This is a genomic window from Pararhizobium sp., from assembly GCF_965279435.1.
Taxonomy (GTDB): Bacteria; Pseudomonadota; Alphaproteobacteria; order Rhizobiales; family Rhizobiaceae; genus Pararhizobium.
The window spans coordinates 448,700-466,470 of record NZ_CBDIHY010000002.1 but is presented as its reverse complement, the minus strand read 5'-3'; the positions used below and the strand labels follow the sequence as shown (position 1 = coordinate 466,470).

15 protein-coding genes are annotated in these 17,771 nt (G+C 61.2%); 12 read left to right on the top strand and 3 right to left on the bottom strand.

Annotated elements, in window-relative coordinates:
- Nucleotides 1-27: 27 nt before the first annotated feature.
- Nucleotides 28-1,098 carry a 4-oxalomesaconate tautomerase gene (locus ACQY8Q_RS03710; RefSeq protein ID WP_428424769.1) on the bottom strand — a complete coding sequence of 357 codons (1,071 nt, stop codon included), beginning with the start codon at nucleotides 1,096-1,098 and terminating at the stop codon, nucleotides 28-30.
- 101 nt (nucleotides 1,099-1,199) lie between these two features.
- Here ACQY8Q_RS03710 and ACQY8Q_RS03705 point away from each other — a divergent pair, with 101 nt between their 5' ends.
- Complete coding sequence (locus ACQY8Q_RS03705; protein ID WP_428424767.1) at nucleotides 1,200-2,099, top strand: LysR substrate-binding domain-containing protein; 900 nt, start codon at nucleotides 1,200-1,202, stop codon at nucleotides 2,097-2,099.
- Nucleotides 2,100-2,210: 111 nt separating this feature from the next.
- On the opposite strand, the gene hemN is transcribed toward ACQY8Q_RS03705, so the two are convergent.
- Nucleotides 2,211-3,557, bottom strand: coding sequence for an oxygen-independent coproporphyrinogen III oxidase (gene hemN / locus ACQY8Q_RS03700; RefSeq protein WP_428424765.1), 1,347 nt, complete (start codon nucleotides 3,555-3,557; stop codon nucleotides 2,211-2,213).
- 187 nt (nucleotides 3,558-3,744) lie between these two features.
- On the opposite strand from hemN, the gene ccoN reads away from it, so the two are divergent.
- From ccoN to ACQY8Q_RS03655, 9 genes are all read left to right on the top strand, one after another.
- Nucleotides 3,745-5,355: a cytochrome-c oxidase, cbb3-type subunit I gene (gene ccoN / locus ACQY8Q_RS03695; RefSeq protein WP_428424763.1), complete on the top strand. Its 1,611-nt coding sequence runs from the start codon at nucleotides 3,745-3,747 to the stop codon at nucleotides 5,353-5,355.
- Nucleotides 5,356-5,367: 12 nt separating this feature from the next.
- Complete coding sequence (ccoO, locus tag ACQY8Q_RS03690) at nucleotides 5,368-6,099, top strand: cytochrome-c oxidase, cbb3-type subunit II (RefSeq protein WP_428424761.1); 732 nt, start codon at nucleotides 5,368-5,370, stop codon at nucleotides 6,097-6,099.
- 14 nt (nucleotides 6,100-6,113) lie between these two features.
- Nucleotides 6,114-6,263, top strand: a complete 150-nt coding sequence (locus tag ACQY8Q_RS03685) for a cbb3-type cytochrome c oxidase subunit 3 (RefSeq protein WP_113552405.1) — start codon at nucleotides 6,114-6,116, stop codon at nucleotides 6,261-6,263.
- Between the two features lies 1 nt (nucleotide 6,264).
- Nucleotides 6,265-7,140, top strand: a complete 876-nt coding sequence (gene ccoP / locus ACQY8Q_RS03680) for a cytochrome-c oxidase, cbb3-type subunit III (protein WP_428424759.1) — start codon at nucleotides 6,265-6,267, stop codon at nucleotides 7,138-7,140.
- Between the two features lie 112 nt (nucleotides 7,141-7,252).
- Nucleotides 7,253-8,812: a cytochrome c oxidase accessory protein CcoG gene (gene ccoG, locus ACQY8Q_RS03675; protein ID WP_428424757.1), complete on the top strand. Its 1,560-nt coding sequence runs from the start codon at nucleotides 7,253-7,255 to the stop codon at nucleotides 8,810-8,812.
- Complete coding sequence (locus ACQY8Q_RS03670) at nucleotides 8,809-9,297, top strand: FixH family protein (RefSeq protein WP_428424755.1); 489 nt, start codon at nucleotides 8,809-8,811, stop codon at nucleotides 9,295-9,297. Before ccoG ends, ACQY8Q_RS03670 begins: the two co-directional genes overlap by 4 nt.
- Nucleotides 9,294-11,561, top strand: coding sequence for a heavy metal translocating P-type ATPase (locus ACQY8Q_RS03665; protein ID WP_428424753.1), 2,268 nt, complete (start codon nucleotides 9,294-9,296; stop codon nucleotides 11,559-11,561). The genes ACQY8Q_RS03670 and ACQY8Q_RS03665 overlap by 4 nt, the downstream gene beginning before the upstream one ends.
- On the top strand, nucleotides 11,558-11,731 hold the full coding sequence (gene ccoS, locus ACQY8Q_RS03660; RefSeq protein ID WP_428424751.1) for a cbb3-type cytochrome oxidase assembly protein CcoS: 174 nt from the start codon (nucleotides 11,558-11,560) through the stop codon (nucleotides 11,729-11,731). Before ACQY8Q_RS03665 ends, ccoS begins: the two co-directional genes overlap by 4 nt.
- A gap of 103 nt (nucleotides 11,732-11,834) precedes the next feature.
- Nucleotides 11,835-12,323 (top strand): hemerythrin domain-containing protein, encoded by a 489-nt coding sequence (locus ACQY8Q_RS03655; RefSeq protein WP_428424749.1) that lies wholly within the window; start codon nucleotides 11,835-11,837, stop codon nucleotides 12,321-12,323.
- Here the strand turns inward: ACQY8Q_RS03655 and ACQY8Q_RS03650 are convergent.
- Nucleotides 12,320-12,988 (bottom strand): Crp/Fnr family transcriptional regulator, encoded by a 669-nt coding sequence (locus ACQY8Q_RS03650; RefSeq protein WP_428424747.1) that lies wholly within the window; start codon nucleotides 12,986-12,988, stop codon nucleotides 12,320-12,322. The two genes, ACQY8Q_RS03655 and ACQY8Q_RS03650, sit on opposite strands and share 4 nt — an antisense overlap.
- A 438-nt stretch (nucleotides 12,989-13,426) precedes the next feature.
- Here ACQY8Q_RS03650 and ACQY8Q_RS03645 point away from each other — a divergent pair, with 438 nt between their 5' ends.
- Nucleotides 13,427-14,668, top strand: a complete 1,242-nt coding sequence (locus ACQY8Q_RS03645) for an efflux RND transporter periplasmic adaptor subunit (protein ID WP_428424745.1) — start codon at nucleotides 13,427-13,429, stop codon at nucleotides 14,666-14,668.
- Complete coding sequence (locus tag ACQY8Q_RS03640; RefSeq protein ID WP_428424743.1) at nucleotides 14,665-17,751, top strand: efflux RND transporter permease subunit; 3,087 nt, start codon at nucleotides 14,665-14,667, stop codon at nucleotides 17,749-17,751. Before ACQY8Q_RS03645 ends, ACQY8Q_RS03640 begins: the two co-directional genes overlap by 4 nt.
- The last annotated feature ends 20 nt before the right edge of the window (nucleotides 17,752-17,771 follow it).

Below are 17,771 nucleotides of genomic sequence, written 5' to 3'. Positions count from 1 at the left end.
ATTGTCCTGCGATCTCTCGCAAGTCCCCTAAGCGTACTTGCGAACAAGTGCCGCGCCTTCAAAGAGCCGGCGGGTGGTGCGCATCACCAGCACCGTCGGGCTGTTATCTCCTGCCGCCTTCTCGACGCGTATGCGCAGTTGCCCTGTTGGGTGTTCCCAGGCAAGTGCCGCCGGCAAAGACAGATCAGGAAATTGTTGTCCGACCAAGCCGGTCGGGATCGTCGCCGCCAGCCCGAGGCTCACGGCGCCGGTGGTTGCCAGTGCCGTATGACAGTTCCCGGGTGTGAAATACCGGACCGCGAGGTCGCCGCCATTGGCGGGCTTGCCAATCAGCACCGGCTTCGGCAACACCGACTGCCGGACATCGCCCAATCCCATCAGTGCGCCTGCCTCCTGGCGGATCTGTTCCAGCCGCGCCATGAAGCGCGTATCGGCATCGAAGGCCTCTGCCGGTTCCGATCCGGTAAAGCCCATGTCGCCGGCACGCAGGATGACCAGAGGCGTGGCGCCGTCCACAAGGGTCGTTTCCAAGCCCTGAATGATGTCGATGGCCTTGCCGCTGGGCAGCAGGCGTCCGGTCTTGGCGCCGATCGCGTCGCGAAATGCCAGATAAACGGGAGCTGCAGTGCCCGGTACGCCGTCGATTGCTGCCTCGCCCTGATAGGCAATGCATCCACCCGGCGTCAGGACACGGGCATCGATGATCTTGCCCGTATTGACGTTGTGAACCTTGATCATCGTTTCGTCGCCAGTGGGCACGACCAGGCCGGATTCGATAGCAAACGGCCCGACAGCTGACAGCATGTTGCCGCAGTTCGGCGCCGTATCCACGACGCGCTCAAGTACCTTGACCTGGGCGAAGAGATAGTCGACGTCGGCCTCCGGGTGGCTCGACGGGCCGACGATCGCGACCTTGCTGGTCAGCGAATTGCCGCCACCGATCCCATCGATCTGAAGTGGATGGCCCGAGCCCATGATTTCGATCAGGAGCCGGTCGCGCTCAACGGGGTCGGTAGGGAGGTCGCGAGAGAGAAAAAACGGCCCTTTCGACGTTCCGCCGCGCATCATGACGCAAGGTATTCTGATCAGGTCATTCATTCCGCACGTTCCTCCACCCCCGGTGGCCGTCTGTTGTCAGGGGTGCAGTCCCACGTCTCAAAACTGTTGTAAAATGCAAAAAATCTCGCCATTATTCCGATATGCGCAATAATTTCGAATTCCTGGACCTCAAGGCTTTTCTCGCCGTGCTCGATCTCGGCTCCTTCAATGAGGCCGCCCGGCAGCTGAATTTGTCACAACCTGCGCTTTCAAGGCGAATCAAGGGTCTGGAAGCGTCCATCGGCGCGCAGCTGATCGAGCGGACGACACGCCACGTGGCGCCGACCCAAGTTGGGCGCGAGCTTTTGCCGTTGGTGCGGCGTTTGGTTGATGAATTCGAGGAGTCTATCCTGTCGATCAGCGATCTTGGCGGCCGCCATCGCGCGCAGGTCACCATCGCATCCGTCCCGACCGCAGCCTTCTATTTTCTTCCCAGGGTTGTAAGGTCGTTCAACGATAAATTTCCGGGCATTCGCTTCCGCATTCTCGATCTGTCGGCCAATGAAGGGCTTGATGCGGTGGCAAACGGCGAAGTCGAATTCGGCATCAATATTACCGGAGCGGCGCGCGCCGATCTCAATTTTACACCGCTCGCTGACGATCCTTTCGTGCTTGCCTGCCGCCGCGACCACCCACTGGCCAATTCGAAGCAACTCACCTGGGCGGATCTGGCCGGCCACCCACTTATCGGCGTCAGCAAAACCAGCGGCAATCGCGCCGTACTCGACCAGGCGCTGGCCAAGGCGAAGGTCCAACTCAACTGGTTTTACGAGGTCAATCACCTGTCCACGTCGCTCGGCCTCGTCGAGGCTGGGCTGGGCATTTCCGTGATGCCACGGCTGGCGACGCCGCAGGTCGAACACCCGCTGATTGCGACCATCCCGCTTTCTGCTCCGACCGTCAGCCGCACGATCGGACTGGTGGAACGCCGCGGCGGACGGCTTTCACCGGCAGCCATTCGCTTTCGTGAGATGCTGGTTCAGGAGTGGACCGCCTACTGACGTGACGACGCTCAGGCGCTGAGCCGGTAAGCGGCCATATTTATCCAGCAAGCTGGGTTCTTGTCTCGAAAAGGCCGCAGGAATCGCTCACTTAATCTCTTCATCGCCAGTTCAGACTGCCGCCGAGTGCCGTGCCGTGGCCGCCGTAAAATAGGTATCGAAACGAGCGGCGATGAGACGGACGAAGGGACGGCCCTTGGCTGTGATTTCAAACCCGTCATCGCGCCATTCGCACAGCGCATCGTTTTCCATTGCCGCGAGGCGTTTCGCCTGCATCATGACCTCGTCAGCAGGAGTGCCGAAACGGCGTAGGGCGTCGTCACTCGAAAATCGAAAATCGCACATCAGTTTCTCGATCACCCACCGGCGGACGCGGTCGTCGTCCGATAGTGCAATGCCGCGCACCGTGGCAGAGCCCTCACCTTCAATGCGGCGCGTGTAGTCGCCGGTCGCTGGTGTGTTCTGCAGATAGCCTTGCTCGAACTGGCTGATGGCCGAGGGGCCGAGCCCTATGATGGTATCGCACTGGTCGGCGGAATAGCCCTGGAAATTGCGCCGGAGCCGGCCCTGTTGTGATGCCAATGTCAAAGCATCGCCGGGCATCGCAAAGTGGTCGATGCCGATCGCCTGATATCCGGCGTCAAGCGCCAGCCTCCGCACGACTTCCGACTGCGCGTAACGTTCCGGTCCGTCCGGCAGCCATTCATCCTTGATCTGGGACTGGTGTTTCTTCATCCACGGCACATGGGCGTAACCGAACAGCGCCATGCGGTCGGGTGCCAGTTGCAGCGCCTGGCGCAATGTCGCGGTGGCGCTTTCGACGGTTTGGTGGGGTAGGCCGTAAAGCAGGTCGAGATTGACGGAATCGATCCCGCGGGCACGCGTGCCGTCAACGACATAGGCCGTCTGCTCGAAGCTCTGCAACCGGTTGATGGCCTTTTGGACGCGGGGATCGAAATCCTGGATGCCGAGGCTCGCGCGGGTCATGCCGAATTCCGCAAGTGCATCGAGCCTTTCCTCATCCATGTCGTTCGGGTCGATCTCGATACTGATCTCCGCATCGGGCAGGACGTGAAAAGCGTTACGGAGACGCTTGCCAAGCGTGATCAGATCGTCCGGGCGCAGCATCGTCGGCGAGCCGCCGCCCAGATGGATGGCGCCGGCCGGTACGCGTCCGTCGAGAAGCCGCCCGACGGTTGCGATTTCCGCGTGGAGAACCTGGAGATAGGCGCTGACCGGCTCGTAGCGCAGCGTCTGCTTGGTATGGCAGGCACAGAACCAGCATAGCCGGTCGCAGAACGGGATGTGCAGGTAGAGCGATACGGGCTTGCCCGCCGATAGCGTCGATATCCATTGCCTTGCGGTCTCAGGCCCGAGGCCGGAATGAAAATGCGGCGCGGTCGGATAGCTGGTGTAGCGGGGTACCTTCGCGTCGAGCATCGTTGCTGTTGGCAGCATTGGCGGCTCCGATCTGAGCATCGTTCGGCGGCCATGACCCAAAAGGACCGGCCTTCGCGGGCAACCTGTCCATGTTCTCCGCTCGCCGCTTTGATCTGGATCAAGGCGCGTCTCTTCGCTTGCCCCGAGAAGGAGGCAAGGGACCGCCGCGCGCGGTCCGACATCTGATTGATGCGGGGACGACGAGATGAAATACGGATCGGCGATCATCGGCACCGGCATAGCGGCGTTCTTCGCGCTGCTTGCTGCCGGACTTGCCAAGGACGAGCTGTTCGCAAGCCACATGGGAATTCTGGTGATCGTGCTGATCGGGACGGTTATCGTCCTGATGCGCCGGGCGTCATTTGCCCCGCAGCCGGCGGTCGATATGTCCGCCTACATGGACGGACCGATCCGCTACGGCGTGATCGCAACCGTGTTCTGGTGCGTCGTCGGTCTCCTGGTCGGCGTCGTCATTGCGCTGCAACTCGCCTATCCGGATCTCAATGTCGAGCCGTTCCTGTCCTTTGGGCGCGTGCGGCCGCTGCACACATCGGCCGTAGTCTTTGCCTTCGGCGGCAATGCGCTGATCGCGACCTCGTTCTATGTCGTCCAGCGCACCAGCCGTGCCCGGCTGTTCGGCGGCGATCTCGCCTGGTTCGTCTTCTGGGGCTATCAGCTGTTCATCGTCATGGCCGCGACCGGCTATCTGCTCGGCATTACCCAGGGCCGTGAATACGCGGAACCCGAATGGTATGTCGATCTCTGGCTGACAATCGTCTGGGTCTGTTACCTCATCGTCTTCCTCGGCACGATCCTGCGCCGCAAGGAACCGCATATCTACGTCGCCAACTGGTTCTACCTGTCCTTCATCGTTACGGTGGCGATGCTGCACATCGTCAATAACCTGGCCGTTCCGGTGTCGATCACCGGCTCGAAAAGCTACTCGGCCTTCGCTGGCGTGCAGGATGCGCTGACCCAGTGGTGGTATGGCCACAACGCGGTCGGCTTCTTCCTGACGGCAGGCTTCCTCGGCATGATGTACTATTTCGTGCCCAAGCAAGCCAATCGGCCGGTCTATTCCTACCGCCTGTCGATCATCCATTTCTGGGCGCTGATCTTCCTCTATATCTGGGCCGGCCCGCACCACCTTCATTATACCGCGCTGCCGGACTGGGCTCAGACACTTGGCATGGTCTTTTCCATCATGCTGTGGATGCCGTCCTGGGGCGGCATGATCAACGGTCTCATGACGCTGTCGGGCGCCTGGGACAAGATCCGCACCGATCCGATCATCCGCATGATGGTCGCGGCCATCGCCTTCTACGGCATGTCGACCTTCGAAGGTCCGATGATGTCGATCAAGGCGGTCAACTCGCTCAGCCACTATACCGACTGGACCATCGGTCACGTGCATTCCGGTGCGCTCGGCTGGGTCGGCATGATCACCTTCGGCGCCATCTATTTCCTCGTGCCGAAGCTGTGGAACCGTGAACGGCTCTATTCGGTGCGCATGGTCACCTGGCACTTCTGGTTCGCCACGCTCGGCCTCGTCGTCTACGCCGCCGTCATGTGGGTCTCGGGCATCCAGCAGGGCCTGATGTGGCGCGAATACGACCAGCAGGGCTTCCTCGTCTACTCCTTTGCCGAAACCGTCGAGGCAATGCACCTCTACTATGTCGTGCGGGCGCTGGGCGGAGCTCTCTATCTCATCGGCGGGCTGATCATGGCCTGGAACGTCACCATGACCATCCTCGGGTACCAGCGCGACGAACAGGAAATCGGTGGCGCCGTGCTCGCTCCGCAAGCGGCCGAATAAGGAAAGAAGACCATGGGTATCCTGGACAAACACGCGATCCTTGAGCGCAATGCAACACTTCTGCTGATCGGCTCGTTTCTGGTGGTCAGCATCGGTGGCATCGTCGAGATCGCACCGCTGTTCTATCTCGAAAACACCATCGAGAAGGTGGAGGGAATGCGGCCCTACTCGCCGCTGGAACTCACCGGCCGCAACATCTACATCCGCGAAGGCTGTTACGCCTGCCACAGCCAGATGATCCGGCCGTTCCGCGACGAGGTTGAGCGTTACGGCCATTACAGCCTGGCGGCGGAATCGATGTACGACCACCCGTTCCAGTGGGGGTCTAAGCGCACCGGGCCGGACCTTGCCCGGGTCGGCAACCGCTACTCGAATGAATGGCACGTCCAGCACCTGATCGAGCCGCGTGACGTCGTGCCGGAATCGATGATGCCGAGCTACGCCTTTCTGAAAAGCAAGCCGCTGCCGGTCAAGGACTTCGCCACCCATCTCAAGGCCAATGCCGCCGTCGGCGTGCCCTACAGCCAGGAGATGATCGACAATGCCGACGCCGACCTGCGTGCCCAGGCGGACCCGACAGTGGACACGTCCGGCATCGAGAGCCGTTACCCGAAAGCCCGTATCGGCGATTTCGACGGCAATCCGCAGGCGATCACCGAAATGGATGCGCTCGTCGCCTACCTGCAGATGCTCGGCACTCTGGTGGATTTCAAGACCTACGACGAAGCCGGCAGCGACCGCTGAGAAGGAGAACCCCGATGGAATATCAACAATTGCGGACCTTCGCCGACAGCTGGGGCCTTCTGGCGATGGCGCTGTTCTTTGTCGGCACGCTGATTTTTGCGTTTCGCCCCGGCAGCCGCAAATCCGCCGACGAGGCCGCACAAATCCCGCTCAAGGACGACTGATATGCACGATCCTCATAAAGATCCTCACCTGGACGAGTTGTCGGGCGTATCGACAACCGGCCACGAGTGGGACGGCATCAAGGAACTCAACAATCCGTTGCCGCGCTGGTGGGTCGTGTCCTTCTACGCCTGCATCATCTGGGCTCTCATCTATACGGTCTTCTATCCGGCGTGGCCGTTGTTCACTTCGGCAACCACGGGCGTGCTTGGTTATTCAAGCCGTGCGGATGTGCGCTCCGAACTTGCGGCGGCCGAAGCGGCCCGCTCAGGCTATGTCGCGGCAATCAAGGCCGCCGATATGCAGCAGATCCTTGCCGATGAAACGTTGCGCACCGTCGCCACGGCCGCCGGCAACGCAGCCTTCAAGGTCAATTGCATCCAGTGCCACGGATCGGGCGCGCAGGGCTCGAAGGGCTTCCCGAACCTCAATGATGACGATTGGCTCTGGGGCGGAACACCGGAGCAGATCCTGACGACGATCGCCCATGGTGTTCGCGCTCCGGAAGACGCCGACACCCATGTCAGCGAGATGCCCGCATTCGGCGATATTCTTAAACCCGCCGAGATCGCGTCTGTCGCCACCTTCGTTGCCGATCTGTCGAAAGGCAGCGGCTTTCCAGCGGAAACGGCACCAGGCGCGCAGATCTTCGCCCAAAACTGCGCCAGCTGTCACGGCGAGCGCGGCGAGGGCAACCAGGAGATGGGCGCGCCCAATCTTGCCGATACCCTATCCCTGCTGGTGGACGGCGAGGACGCGATCGCCGCGCAAATCCGCGCTCCAAAACACGGCGTCATGCCAGCTTGGGGCGGACGCCTTGGTGATGTCACGGTCAAGGAACTGGCGGCATACGTCTATTCGCTCGGCGGCGGCAAATAGACGTCGCGATACGGTCGCTTGACCTCGATCAAGGAGATTGGCGCCGCTGCGTGCCAGTCTCCGTTCAAAGACGAGTGGCCGGCTCTGCCGGCATCATGCCCGGGCGGCTGGAATGCTGGAAAAAATGGATATCGAGAGACTGGACGCCGAGGCGGTCAATTCGCAGAAACAGCGGCAGGTGCTGTATGCGCCGCGCAAGAAAATCTTCCCGAAGCGGGCCTCGGGAGGATTTCGCCGTTTCAAATGGCTGATCATGGCGATCACGCTCGGCATCTACTATCTGGTGCCATGGCTGCGCTGGGATCGCGGCGGTTATGCACCCGATCAGGCGGTACTGATCGACATTGCCAACCGGCGCTTCTATTTCTTTTTCATCGAAATCTGGCCACAGGAATTCTTCTATGTCGCCGGTCTGCTGGTCATGGCCGGGCTCGGCCTGTTCCTGCTGACCTCGACGGTAGGGCGCGCATGGTGCGGCTATACCTGCCCGCAAACAGTCTGGGTCGATCTGTTCCTGGTCGTCGAACGGGCGATCGAAGGCGATCGCAACGCCCGCATCAAGCTCGACAAGGAACCCTATTCGCTGCGCAAGCTAGCGCTGCGGACTGCCAAGCACGCGATCTGGCTGCTGATCGCCGTGGCGACGGGTGGCGCGTGGATCTTCTATTTCGCTGATGCGCCAACATTGCTCGTCGATGTCTTTACCGGTCAGGCGGCTTTCGTCGCCTACAGCACCATCGCTTTCCTGACGGCGACGACCTACGTCTTCGGTGGGCTGATGCGGGAGCAGGTCTGCACTTATATGTGCCCTTGGCCGCGCATTCAGGCGGCCATGCTCGACGAAGCGTCGCTGACGGTGACCTACAACGACTGGCGCGGCGAGCCACGTTCGCGTCATGCCAAGAAGTCGGCAGCGCAGGGCGCGGTGGTCGGCGATTGTGTCGACTGCAATGCCTGTGTCGCCGTCTGTCCGATGGGGATCGATATCCGCGACGGCCAGCAACTGGAATGCATTACCTGCGCGCTGTGCATCGACGCCTGCGACGGGGTGATGGACAAGCTCGGCCGGGAACGCGGCCTGATCTCCTACACGACGCTCAACGACTACAATGCCAATATGGCGCTGGCGACCGCCGGAGGCACGCAGCCGATCGACCCGGCGCGGGTGCGCACGGCTGACGGCAAGCTTGCCGCGACGCTGCGCCATATCAGCTTCGCCTCGTTCCTGCGGCTAAGAACGCTGCTCTATGCGGCACTCTGGTCGATGGTTGGTGTCGGCCTCGTCTATGCGCTGGTGACGCGTGAGCGGCTCGACGTCAATGTCCTGCATGACCGCAACCCGCAATTCGTCATGCTGTCAGACGGCTCGGTGCGCAATGGCTACACGCTGAAGATCCTCAACATGATCGCCAAGCCGCGCGTGATGGCCGTGCGGATCGAGGGCCTGCCGCAGAGCTCGGTCGCGATCGCCGGTATCCAGCCTCAGAGCGACGGATCCTTCCTCGTTCCGGTCGAACCGGATCGCCTGCGCAGCTTGAAAGTCTTCGTCACACAGCCGCGTCACGTTGCCGATAGCCAGTCGCAGACATTTCAGTTCGTCATCGAGGATACGCAAGGCCCCGAGACCAAGACTTACACGGCAACATTTCAGATACCGGGAGGCTCGAAATGAAATTGCAATCCCGCGAATTTACCGGCCGTCATATGCTGATGATCATGCTCGCCTTCTTCGGGGTGATCATCACCGTCAATGTCGTCATGGCACGGTTTGCCATGACCAGTTGGACGGGGCTGGTGGTCGAGAATTCCTACGTCGCCAGCCAGCAGTTCAACGAGAAGATGATGGCGGTGCGAACCCAGAACGATCTCGGCTGGGTTCCGAAGCTCGACATCGCTGCCGGAAAGATCACCTTCACGCTGATCGATCGCATCGGCAATCCGGTGAGGATGACCGGCGGCAAGGCGACCTTCCAGCACCCGACATTCGAGGCGGCGGATTGGTCGGTTGCGCTGCAGCCGTCCGGTAACGGCCAGCTCAGCGCGTCCTCGGTTGTTTCTCCCGGCATCTGGGTCGTCAATCTGGAGATCGACGGCGGACTTGCCGTGCCCTACCGCCACAGCGAACGTGTCCTCGTCAGGGATGGGGCACGCCAATGAGCTGCTGTGCCGTCGGCAATGCTGCCATGCTCGAGCTGGAAGCGGAACGCCAGGCCATGCCGCCGGCCGACGAAATCCGCCTGCTTAGCCACGTGCTTGGCGATGGCTTGCGGCAGACAAACCTGTCCGTGCCCGACGTGCATTGCGCTGCCTGCATCGGCAAGATCGAGCGGGCGCTGAGCAAGCTCGATGGCGTCGAGAATGCCCGTGTCAACCTTTCCACCCGGCGGGTCTCGATCCGCTGGCGCGATGGCGCAGTCCCGGATTTTTGCGGCGTGTTGTACCGGCTCGGCTATCCGGCACATCTGTTTTCCGATGAGGATGGCAAGAGTGATCGCACGCGGTCCGAGCTGATCCGGGCGGTTGCTGTCTGCGGTTTTGCGACGGCCAATATCATGCTCCTGTCCGTTTCCGTCTGGTCAGGGGCCGAGGGTGCAACGCGCGACATGTTTCATTGGGTTTCGGCCCTGATCGCGCTGCCAGCGCTCTTGTTGGGCGGCGGCATCTTCTTCCGCTCGGCGGCATCGGCGCTCCGGCATGGCCACACCAACATGGACGTCCCCATCGCCGTCGGCATTTCACTCGCTTTCGGCATGAGCCTCTACGAGACCATCAACCACGGCCAGCACGCCTATTTTGATGCGGTCGCTTCGCTGCTATTTTTCCTGCTGATTGGCCGCGTGCTCGATCACGTCATGAGGGAGAAGGCGCGTTCAGCCGTCAGTAGCCTTGTGCGGATGACACCGGCCGGGGCTGTCGTGGTGGCTCCGAATGGAGCCCGCGAATATATGCCGCTTGCGCGGATCGAGTCCGGAATGCAGGTATTCATCGCGGCTGGCGATCGCATTCCGGTGGATGCCATTGTCCGGCAGGGTATCTCCGAACTCGATTGCTCGCTGGTGACGGGCGAAAGCGATCCGCGGCCGGTGAAAGTCGGCGATGCAATCAGCGCCGGTACGCTCAACCTGACAGGACCGCTGACGATCGAAGTCACCGCCGCCGCGGAAGCCTCATTCCTTGCCGAAGTCATCCGGCTAATGGAAGCGGCCGAAGCCGGCCGTGGGCTCTACCGGCGCATCGCTGATCGCGCAGCGAGTTATTATGCACCGGCGGTGCATCTGACTGCGTTTCTGACAGGGATCGGCTGGCTGCTGGTTTCGGGCGATTGGCACAAGGCCATTACCATCGCGATCGCCGTCTTGATCATCACCTGCCCGTGCGCACTGGGCTTGGCCGTTCCAATCGTTCAGGTCGTTGCCGCGCGCCGGTTGTTCGAACGCGGCATCATGGTCAAGGATGGCTCGGCCATGGAGCGGCTTGCAGAGGCCGATATTGCCGTATTCGACAAGACCGGAACCTTAACGCTGGGCAATTTGAGCCTCGCTGGTAGCGACGTGCGAGATGAGACAGCCCTCGCCATCGCCGTCACCCTTGCCGGATATTCAAACCATCCCGCTTCCCGCGCCATCTGGATGGCGCATCCCGGCAATCATTATCCGGATGTCACCGTTGACCGGGTCACCGAACATCCCGGTCTCGGGATCGAGGCGACGATTGCGGGAAAGACCTATCGCCTCGGGCGCAGTCCCTGGGCGGGAACTGGCGAACCGGGCTCGCCGGGTAAGACGACTGTGCTTTCGGAAGACGGGATCGTGATTGCCTGCTTCACCTTCAGCGACACGCTTCGCCCGGATGCGGCTTCGACAATCAAGCGCCTGCATCACAGCGGCATGGCCGTCGAACTCCTCTCGGGGGACGCGCAGGCAGCCGTGCAATCCGTTGCGAAAACCTTGAAGATCGACCGCTATAGCGCCGGACTTCTGCCTGCCGGCAAGCTGGAACGGCTTCAGGCACTGGCGCGGGAGGACCGGCTGCCGTTGATGGTCGGGGATGGACTCAACGATGCTCCGGCACTCACCGCAGCGCATGTTTCCATGGCGCCGGCGACGGCTGCCGACGTTGGCCGCAATGCCGCAGATTTCGTCTTTCTGCGCCAATCCCTCAGTGCCGTTACCGTGGCGCTGGACGTCTCGCGCGGGGCCGACCGGCTGATCCGGCAGAATCTGGCTCTGGCCATCGGCTATAACGCCTTTGCCGTTCCGATTGCCGTCTTCGGCTATGTGACACCGCTGGTTGCCGCCATCGCCATGTCTGCATCCTCACTGCTGGTGATCGGCAATGCCCTGCGTCTCAATGCCGGGGCGGACGATTGCGACGCTCCTTCATTATCGTCAGCCGCCACCCGGGAGGGCCAGTTGCGATGAAATCGCTGATTTATCTCATGCCGGTTGCCATCCTGCTCGGATCGGCCGGGCTCGGCGCCTTCATCTGGTCGCTGAGAAGCGGCCAGTATGAGGATATGGACGGCGCGGCACAGCGGATACTGCTCGATGACGATTGTTCGCAGGATGCAGCAGACAATGGCTCCGGTTGATCGAGGTCAAGGCTGCAGCAGGTGTACGAGTGTTTCATCACGCGGAGGAACTGGCGGCACGTTTGCTGCGGTACGGTCAGATATCTGGCCGGGGAGGCCACCTATGGACGCGAATTTTCCGGACTGGGACAGAGTTGTGAGCGGAGTTCATCCGGCGGTCGACCTGTTGGAGTGCGCGTTGCGGGATCAGGCGGTGCTGTGCGACGCGCTGGAGAGTGTCGCAGACCGGCTACCGGACAAGGTCGCGCATGGTGAATGCCTGCACCTGCGCCGCGCGATCCCGCCGATTCTGGCGGCCGTCCACCGGCAGGAAGAGGAAGCCATCCTTCCATGGATGGCGCAGCGCTGGCAAACGCCCTCCGGCTTGGCGGAAATCCTCGACCACATCCGCTACGAGCAGCTCGAGGAGGAGTGCTATGCCGAAGAGCTCTGCGATGCCCTGCGCGCTTACGGCACAGGGCTTGTCAAACCGTCGCCGGAAACGCTCGGCTACATCCTGCGTGGCTATTTCGATTGCGCCAGGCGGCGCATCCGGTTTGACTGCACCGTTCTGCTTCCGATGCTTTCCGCCGCTCCCGCGTTGACGGTTTAACCGCAGCGCGCCTTCAGGCGGTTGAGGCTCGGGATCGTGATCTGGCGATTGGCAACCACGGAAATCACGCCGTCGGTCCGCAGCTTGGTAATTTGGCGTGATACCGTCTCGATCGTCAGGCCGAGAAACTCGGCGATGTCGATGCGCGATAGAGGCAGATCGAACGCGGTGCTGTCGCGTGTTTCAGGGCCGGTGGATGGGTCGATGTGTCCGGCAATGAGGTAAAGCAGGCTCGCGACCTTTTCGGCTGCGGTCTTCTGCCCAAGCGTGACCATCCAGTCCCTGGCCTCATCAAGCTCGCGCAGAACCTGAGCGAAAAGCCGATGCTCCATCTGCGGATACTCAGTTACCAGCCGTTCGAACGCGGCACGCGGCACTTCGCAAAGCTCGACATCAGATGCAGCTTCCGCCGTTACCGCGTTCTCGCGGCCAAACAAACGGCCGAGAAAATCCGGTGCGAACTGGAGACCGACAACCTGCTGGCGGCCGTTTTCGAGCACCTTGGTCAGTTTGACGACGCCGCGCATGACGTTGGCATAGGATTGGATCGGCGTTTCCTCACCGGACAGCAGTTTGCCTGCTTCGTACCGCGTCATGCGGGTGTGCTTTGCCATGGCAAGCAATTGCCCGGCATCAAGCGCACCGCACAATCCCTTGTGACGCACTTCACAACTCCGACAAAGGAAGGGTGTGTCGGAGTTGTGTATATCGATACGGGCGGCTTCTGACAGTTCGGTTCCCCAATGCGTAGTGAAATCTGCAACTAGAACACGTACTAGCAGATTGCGCCGGCCCCTGCCGCTGTGAAGTGGATGAGTGCGAAGGACCTTTCGTCGCGGGTCGCCCTTTCCGATGCCAATTGCCCGGCAGTGATTGCTTCGTGAAAGGGCCTGGAAGCCGCGTATCTTGAGCGGGTGCGACAATCGACTGATGCCAAAACCGGCAGCTCCGACCGGAATCATCACCGCAATTCTAAACAGAATTTAATTCTGGCAGGGCCATTCGTGACACCGTGTTGCCCGGTTCAAGGTCATTGATAACTGTCAATATTCGGATAATTCTAGCGTTCGAGAAAAACGTTGTCCCCACTGAAGGAAAACGACATGCGGTATCGGAATTCTCTCCTTGTCGTCGTTGCCGTTGCTGCGGGTGTTTTTCTTGGCCGTGCCGAACTCGGCCCGTATCTGCCGGACACGGTCGCACGCTTTCTGTCGGTGGATTCGGCAGAAAGCAAACCGAGCAGTGACGGCGGTCAGCCGAAGGGCGCAGCCGGGCACCGCAATGCAGTCACTGTAAACACGACGACGGCAAAAGCCGGTTCATTGCCGGTGACGCGCAGTTCGCTCGGAACCATCGTTCCATTCGCGTCTACCGCACTGTCCAGTCCGGTGTCGGGCACGGTTGCGCAGATCCTGGTCAAGGACGGTGCCGACGTCACGGCAAGCACCTTGCTGGTGCAATTGGATGATCGCACGATCAACGCAAATATCGCGCGGGACACTGCAGCGCTTGCCAAGGACCAGGCGGCGCTCGACGAGGCCAATACAAACCTGAAGCGGGTGGAATCGCTAAGCAGTGATGGTGCCGAGACCCTTCAGCAGTATGATGATGCAGTTGCCGCTGCAAAACAGGCGCAGGCCGCAATCGGCGTCGATAATGCCACGCTTGCGGCCGACAAAGTCGCGCTGACGCAGACACAAATTCGCGCGCCCTTCGACGGCAAGCTTGGAGTGATCCTGTTATCACCCGGGGCCTATGTCGCACCGGGTCAAGATATCGTCACGCTGACGCAGATGAAGCCGGTCTATGCGGAGTTCACGCTCCCCGAAACGGATCTGGATCTCGCCCGGCAGGCGCTTGCGGGCGGGCAGCTCAATGTCAGCATTTCCCCCACATTGTCGCAGGACAAGACGGCGGGAGAGAGCGGGCCGATCGTGTTCATCGACAACGCGGTCGATGGCCCCTCCGGCACGTTCAAGATGCGGGCGCGTCTTGAAAATTCGGGCGGAACATTCTGGCCGGGACAGTCGCTGAGTGTCACGGTCACCGCCGGCGAACAAAAGGATCTGGTCCTGGTGCCGTCCGTCTCCGTGCAGCCGCAGAGCGATGGCGCCGTCTGTTACGTCGTCAAGCAGGACAAGACGGTTGAAGTGCGCAAGGTGAAGGTGGCTTTCGCCGTTGGGGACACGACCGGTATCTCCGCTGGTCTCAAGGAGGGTGAGATCGTCGTTACCGAAGGGCAGGCGGGGCTGGTGGACGGAACGCATGTTGAGATCGTCGCGGCTCCGGCGGTGGCGGCCGAGACGGTGGCTGAAAGCGGGGCCAAAGCCGGAGCTGTCCAATGAACATCTCCGAAATTTTCATCCGGCGTCCGGTTGCAACGATCCTCTTGATCGTCGGGGTTCTGCTCGCAGGCGCTTCCGCCTACACAAACCTGCCTGTCGCCGCGCTGCCGCAGGCCGATTTCCCAACCATCAACGTGACAGCGCAGCTCGCCGGTGCCTCGCCGGACACGATGGCCAGTTCCGTTGCCACGCCTTTGATCAAGCAGTTCGAGACGATTGCCGGGATCGATACGATCAGCTCCAGTTCGTCACTCGGCAACACCCAGATCACCATCCAGTTCGATCTTTCGCGTGATATCGATGCGGCCGCCGCCGACGTCCAGGCAGCGATTGCCAGAGCTCAACGGCAATTGCCGGACAATCTCACCGCGCCACCCAGCTATCGCAAGGCAAACCCGGCCGATGCGGCGGTGCTGATCCTGGCTCTGACCGGCGACGGCGCCTCGCTGACGAAAATGGACGACGTTGCGGAAAACATCATTTCGCCGGCGCTCTCGACGATCTCCGGCGTGGCACAGGCGCAGGTCTATGGCGCCAAGGCCTATGCCGTGCGGATCGAGGTCGATCCACACAAGCTGGAGGCTCGCGGTCTTTCCCTTGACGGACTGGCGGCGACCGTTGCTGCTGCCAATGATCAGTCCCCCGTCGGTACCTTGCAAAACAAGTCGCAGGCTCTGACGGTCGATGTGGCGACGCAGCGCAGCGATGCCGAAGCCTTCCGAACCCTGATCATCGCCCAGCCGGGCGGCCGCATCGTGCGGCTCGACGATGTCGCCGATGTCGTGGACAGCGCTTCCATCGTCAATCAGGGGAGCTGGCTTGATGGAAAGCCGGCCATTGCGCTTGCCGTGCAACGCCAGCCTGGTGCCAATACCGTGGCGGTGGTCGATGCCATTCTGGCCAAGGTGCCGGAACTTCAGGCCAATCTTCCGGCAAACATGCACATCAACATCGTCAACGACGCCTCCGTCTCGATCCGCGCCGCAGTGTCCGATGTCGAGACGACGCTGATGATTACCATTGGCCTCGTTGTCCTTGTCATCTATCTCTTCCTCCGGCGGGTTTCGGCAACGCTTATTCCCGCACTCGCCGTACCGCTGTCGCTGGTGGCGACATTGGGCGCCATGTATGCGCTCGGCTTCTCGATCGACAATATCTCGCTGCTGGGCCTGACCCTTTCGGTCGGGCTTGTCGTCGACGATGCCATCGTCATGCTGGAAAATATCGTCCGCAAGGTTGAAGAAGGCATGGCGCCGCTTGAGGCGGCCATCGAGGGCAGCCGCGAAGTCACCGGCACCATCATTTCGATGTCGATTTCGCTGGTCGCCGTCTTCCTGCCCATCCTGTTGATGGGCGGCATCGTCGGGCGCGTGCTGAACGAGTTCGGTGTTGTCGTCACACTGGCAATCTTGGCTTCGGCGACCGTATCGCTGACAGTGACCCCAATGCTTGCGGCCCGGCTTCCACATCGGGACACGCAGGAGCCGCAGCGCCAGGGAGTGTTCGACAGGGTAACAGCTGCCTACGGCCGGGCCGTCGGCTGGTGCCTGAACCACCGCGCAATTGTCATGCTGGTGTTCGCCGCCACGTTTGTTGCGTCCGGATGGATGTTTGCCAGCCTGCCGCGCAGCTTTTTCCCTTCCGAGGATATCGGCATTCTGACGATCTCGACGCAGGCCCGCCAGGATATATCCTATCAGGCGATGAGCACGTTGCAGGCCCGCGCTGCGGCCATCGTCTCCAGCGATCCGAACGTCGCGCATGTGACCTCGACACTCGGTGCCGGACCTGGCGGATCGGCGCTCAATTCGGGGTCGCTTCTCGTTCAGCTGAAACCGCGCGATACGCGTCCGCCGCTTGATACGACGCTGCAGGCCCTGCGGCATTCGCTATCGCAGATCGCCGGATTGAAAACATTCATCACGCCCCAGCAGAGCCTACGTTTTGGTGGACGCAGCACCCAGAGCCTCTACCAGGTCGTCCTGCAATCGATCGATGCGGCGGCAGCACGGCAATGGTCGCAGACGCTTGGGGATGCCATGCGGGCTGATACCACCCACTTTGTTGATGTTGCCACCGACCTGCAGAACAATGCGCTTCAGGCCCATGTCACCGTCGATAACGACCGGGCAAACAGCCTTGGAATTTCGTCCCAGGCATTGCGTACGACGCTGGAGGCGGCATTCGGCAGCTATGTCGTCACCCAGATCCAGACGACCGGCAACAGCTATGACGTCATCATCGAATATGACCAGTCGCTGGATTGGAACGAGCAGTCCTTGTCGGCAATCCGGATTGCATCGGCATCCGGGACGCTGGTGCCGTTATCGAGCTTTGCCCGCGTCACACGTGAGGCAGGACCGGTCACGGTCAACCAGACAGGCCAGCTCACCGCAGTCACCCTGTCGTTCAATCTGCCGAAAGGCGTGTCACTCGGTACAGCGACCGCGCGTGTCGACGCGCTCAAGCAGCAGATCAATCTTCCCCCCACCGTGACGACGAACTATGCCGGGGCCGCCCAGATTTTCGAACAGGCAAGCGGCAATACCGGGCTGTTGATCGGCGCAGCCGTGCTGATCATCTATGTGGTGCTCGGTGTCTTCTACGAGAGCTTCCTGCACCCGCTGACCATTCTCTCCGGTCTGCCGTCCGCAGCCTTCGGAGCGCTATTGACCTTGAAGATTTTCGGCTTCGATCTGTCGATCATTGCCTTGGTCGGTTTGCTAATGCTGATCGGTATCGTCAAGAAGAACGCGATCATGATGATCGATGTGGCGCTGACGCTGCAGCGCGACGAACATCATGAAACGCACGAAGCCATCCATCTGGCAGCCGTGCGGCGTTTCCGGCCGATCATGATGACGACCTTCTGCGCACTTCTCGGCGCGCTGCCGGTGGCAATCGGAACCGGCGCCAGTTCGGAGCTGCGCCAGCCGCTCGGGGTTGCGGTTGTCGGTGGGCTTCTGGTCAGCCAGGTGCTGACGTTGTTCATCACGCCGGTCATCTTCGTCGAGATTGAGCGGTTGTCCGCCTTTGTCCGGTCGCTCTGGTCACGCAAGGGTGTGGTTGCACCTGCGGAGTAACAGGTCGGAGGGAGGCGGTA

Excerpts from the sequence above, each read along its gene's own strand:
- ccoG (WP_428424757.1), top strand. The coding sequence starts at position 7,253 with ATGCTGGAAAAAATGGATATCGAGAGACTGGACGCCGAGGCGGTCAAT.
- ccoO (WP_428424761.1), top strand. The coding sequence starts at position 5,368 with ATGGGTATCCTGGACAAACACGCGATCCTTGAGCGCAATGCAACACTT.
- ACQY8Q_RS03665 (WP_428424753.1), top strand. The coding sequence starts at position 9,294 with ATGAGCTGCTGTGCCGTCGGCAATGCTGCCATGCTCGAGCTGGAAGCG.
- ccoS (WP_428424751.1), top strand. The coding sequence starts at position 11,558 with ATGAAATCGCTGATTTATCTCATGCCGGTTGCCATCCTGCTCGGATCG.
- hemN (WP_428424765.1), bottom strand. The coding sequence starts at position 3,557 with ATGCTGCCAACAGCAACGATGCTCGACGCGAAGGTACCCCGCTACACC.
- ACQY8Q_RS03655 (WP_428424749.1), top strand. The coding sequence starts at position 11,835 with ATGGACGCGAATTTTCCGGACTGGGACAGAGTTGTGAGCGGAGTTCAT.
- ccoP (WP_428424759.1), top strand. The coding sequence starts at position 6,265 with ATGCACGATCCTCATAAAGATCCTCACCTGGACGAGTTGTCGGGCGTA.
- ACQY8Q_RS03670 (WP_428424755.1), top strand. The coding sequence starts at position 8,809 with ATGAAATTGCAATCCCGCGAATTTACCGGCCGTCATATGCTGATGATC.
- ACQY8Q_RS03640 (WP_428424743.1), top strand. The coding sequence starts at position 14,665 with ATGAACATCTCCGAAATTTTCATCCGGCGTCCGGTTGCAACGATCCTC.
- ACQY8Q_RS03685 (WP_113552405.1), top strand. The coding sequence starts at position 6,114 with ATGGAATATCAACAATTGCGGACCTTCGCCGACAGCTGGGGCCTTCTG.
- ACQY8Q_RS03710 (WP_428424769.1), bottom strand. The coding sequence starts at position 1,098 with ATGAATGACCTGATCAGAATACCTTGCGTCATGATGCGCGGCGGAACG.
- ACQY8Q_RS03705 (WP_428424767.1), top strand. The coding sequence starts at position 1,200 with ATGCGCAATAATTTCGAATTCCTGGACCTCAAGGCTTTTCTCGCCGTG.
- ccoN (WP_428424763.1), top strand. The coding sequence starts at position 3,745 with ATGAAATACGGATCGGCGATCATCGGCACCGGCATAGCGGCGTTCTTC.
- ACQY8Q_RS03645 (WP_428424745.1), top strand. The coding sequence starts at position 13,427 with ATGCGGTATCGGAATTCTCTCCTTGTCGTCGTTGCCGTTGCTGCGGGT.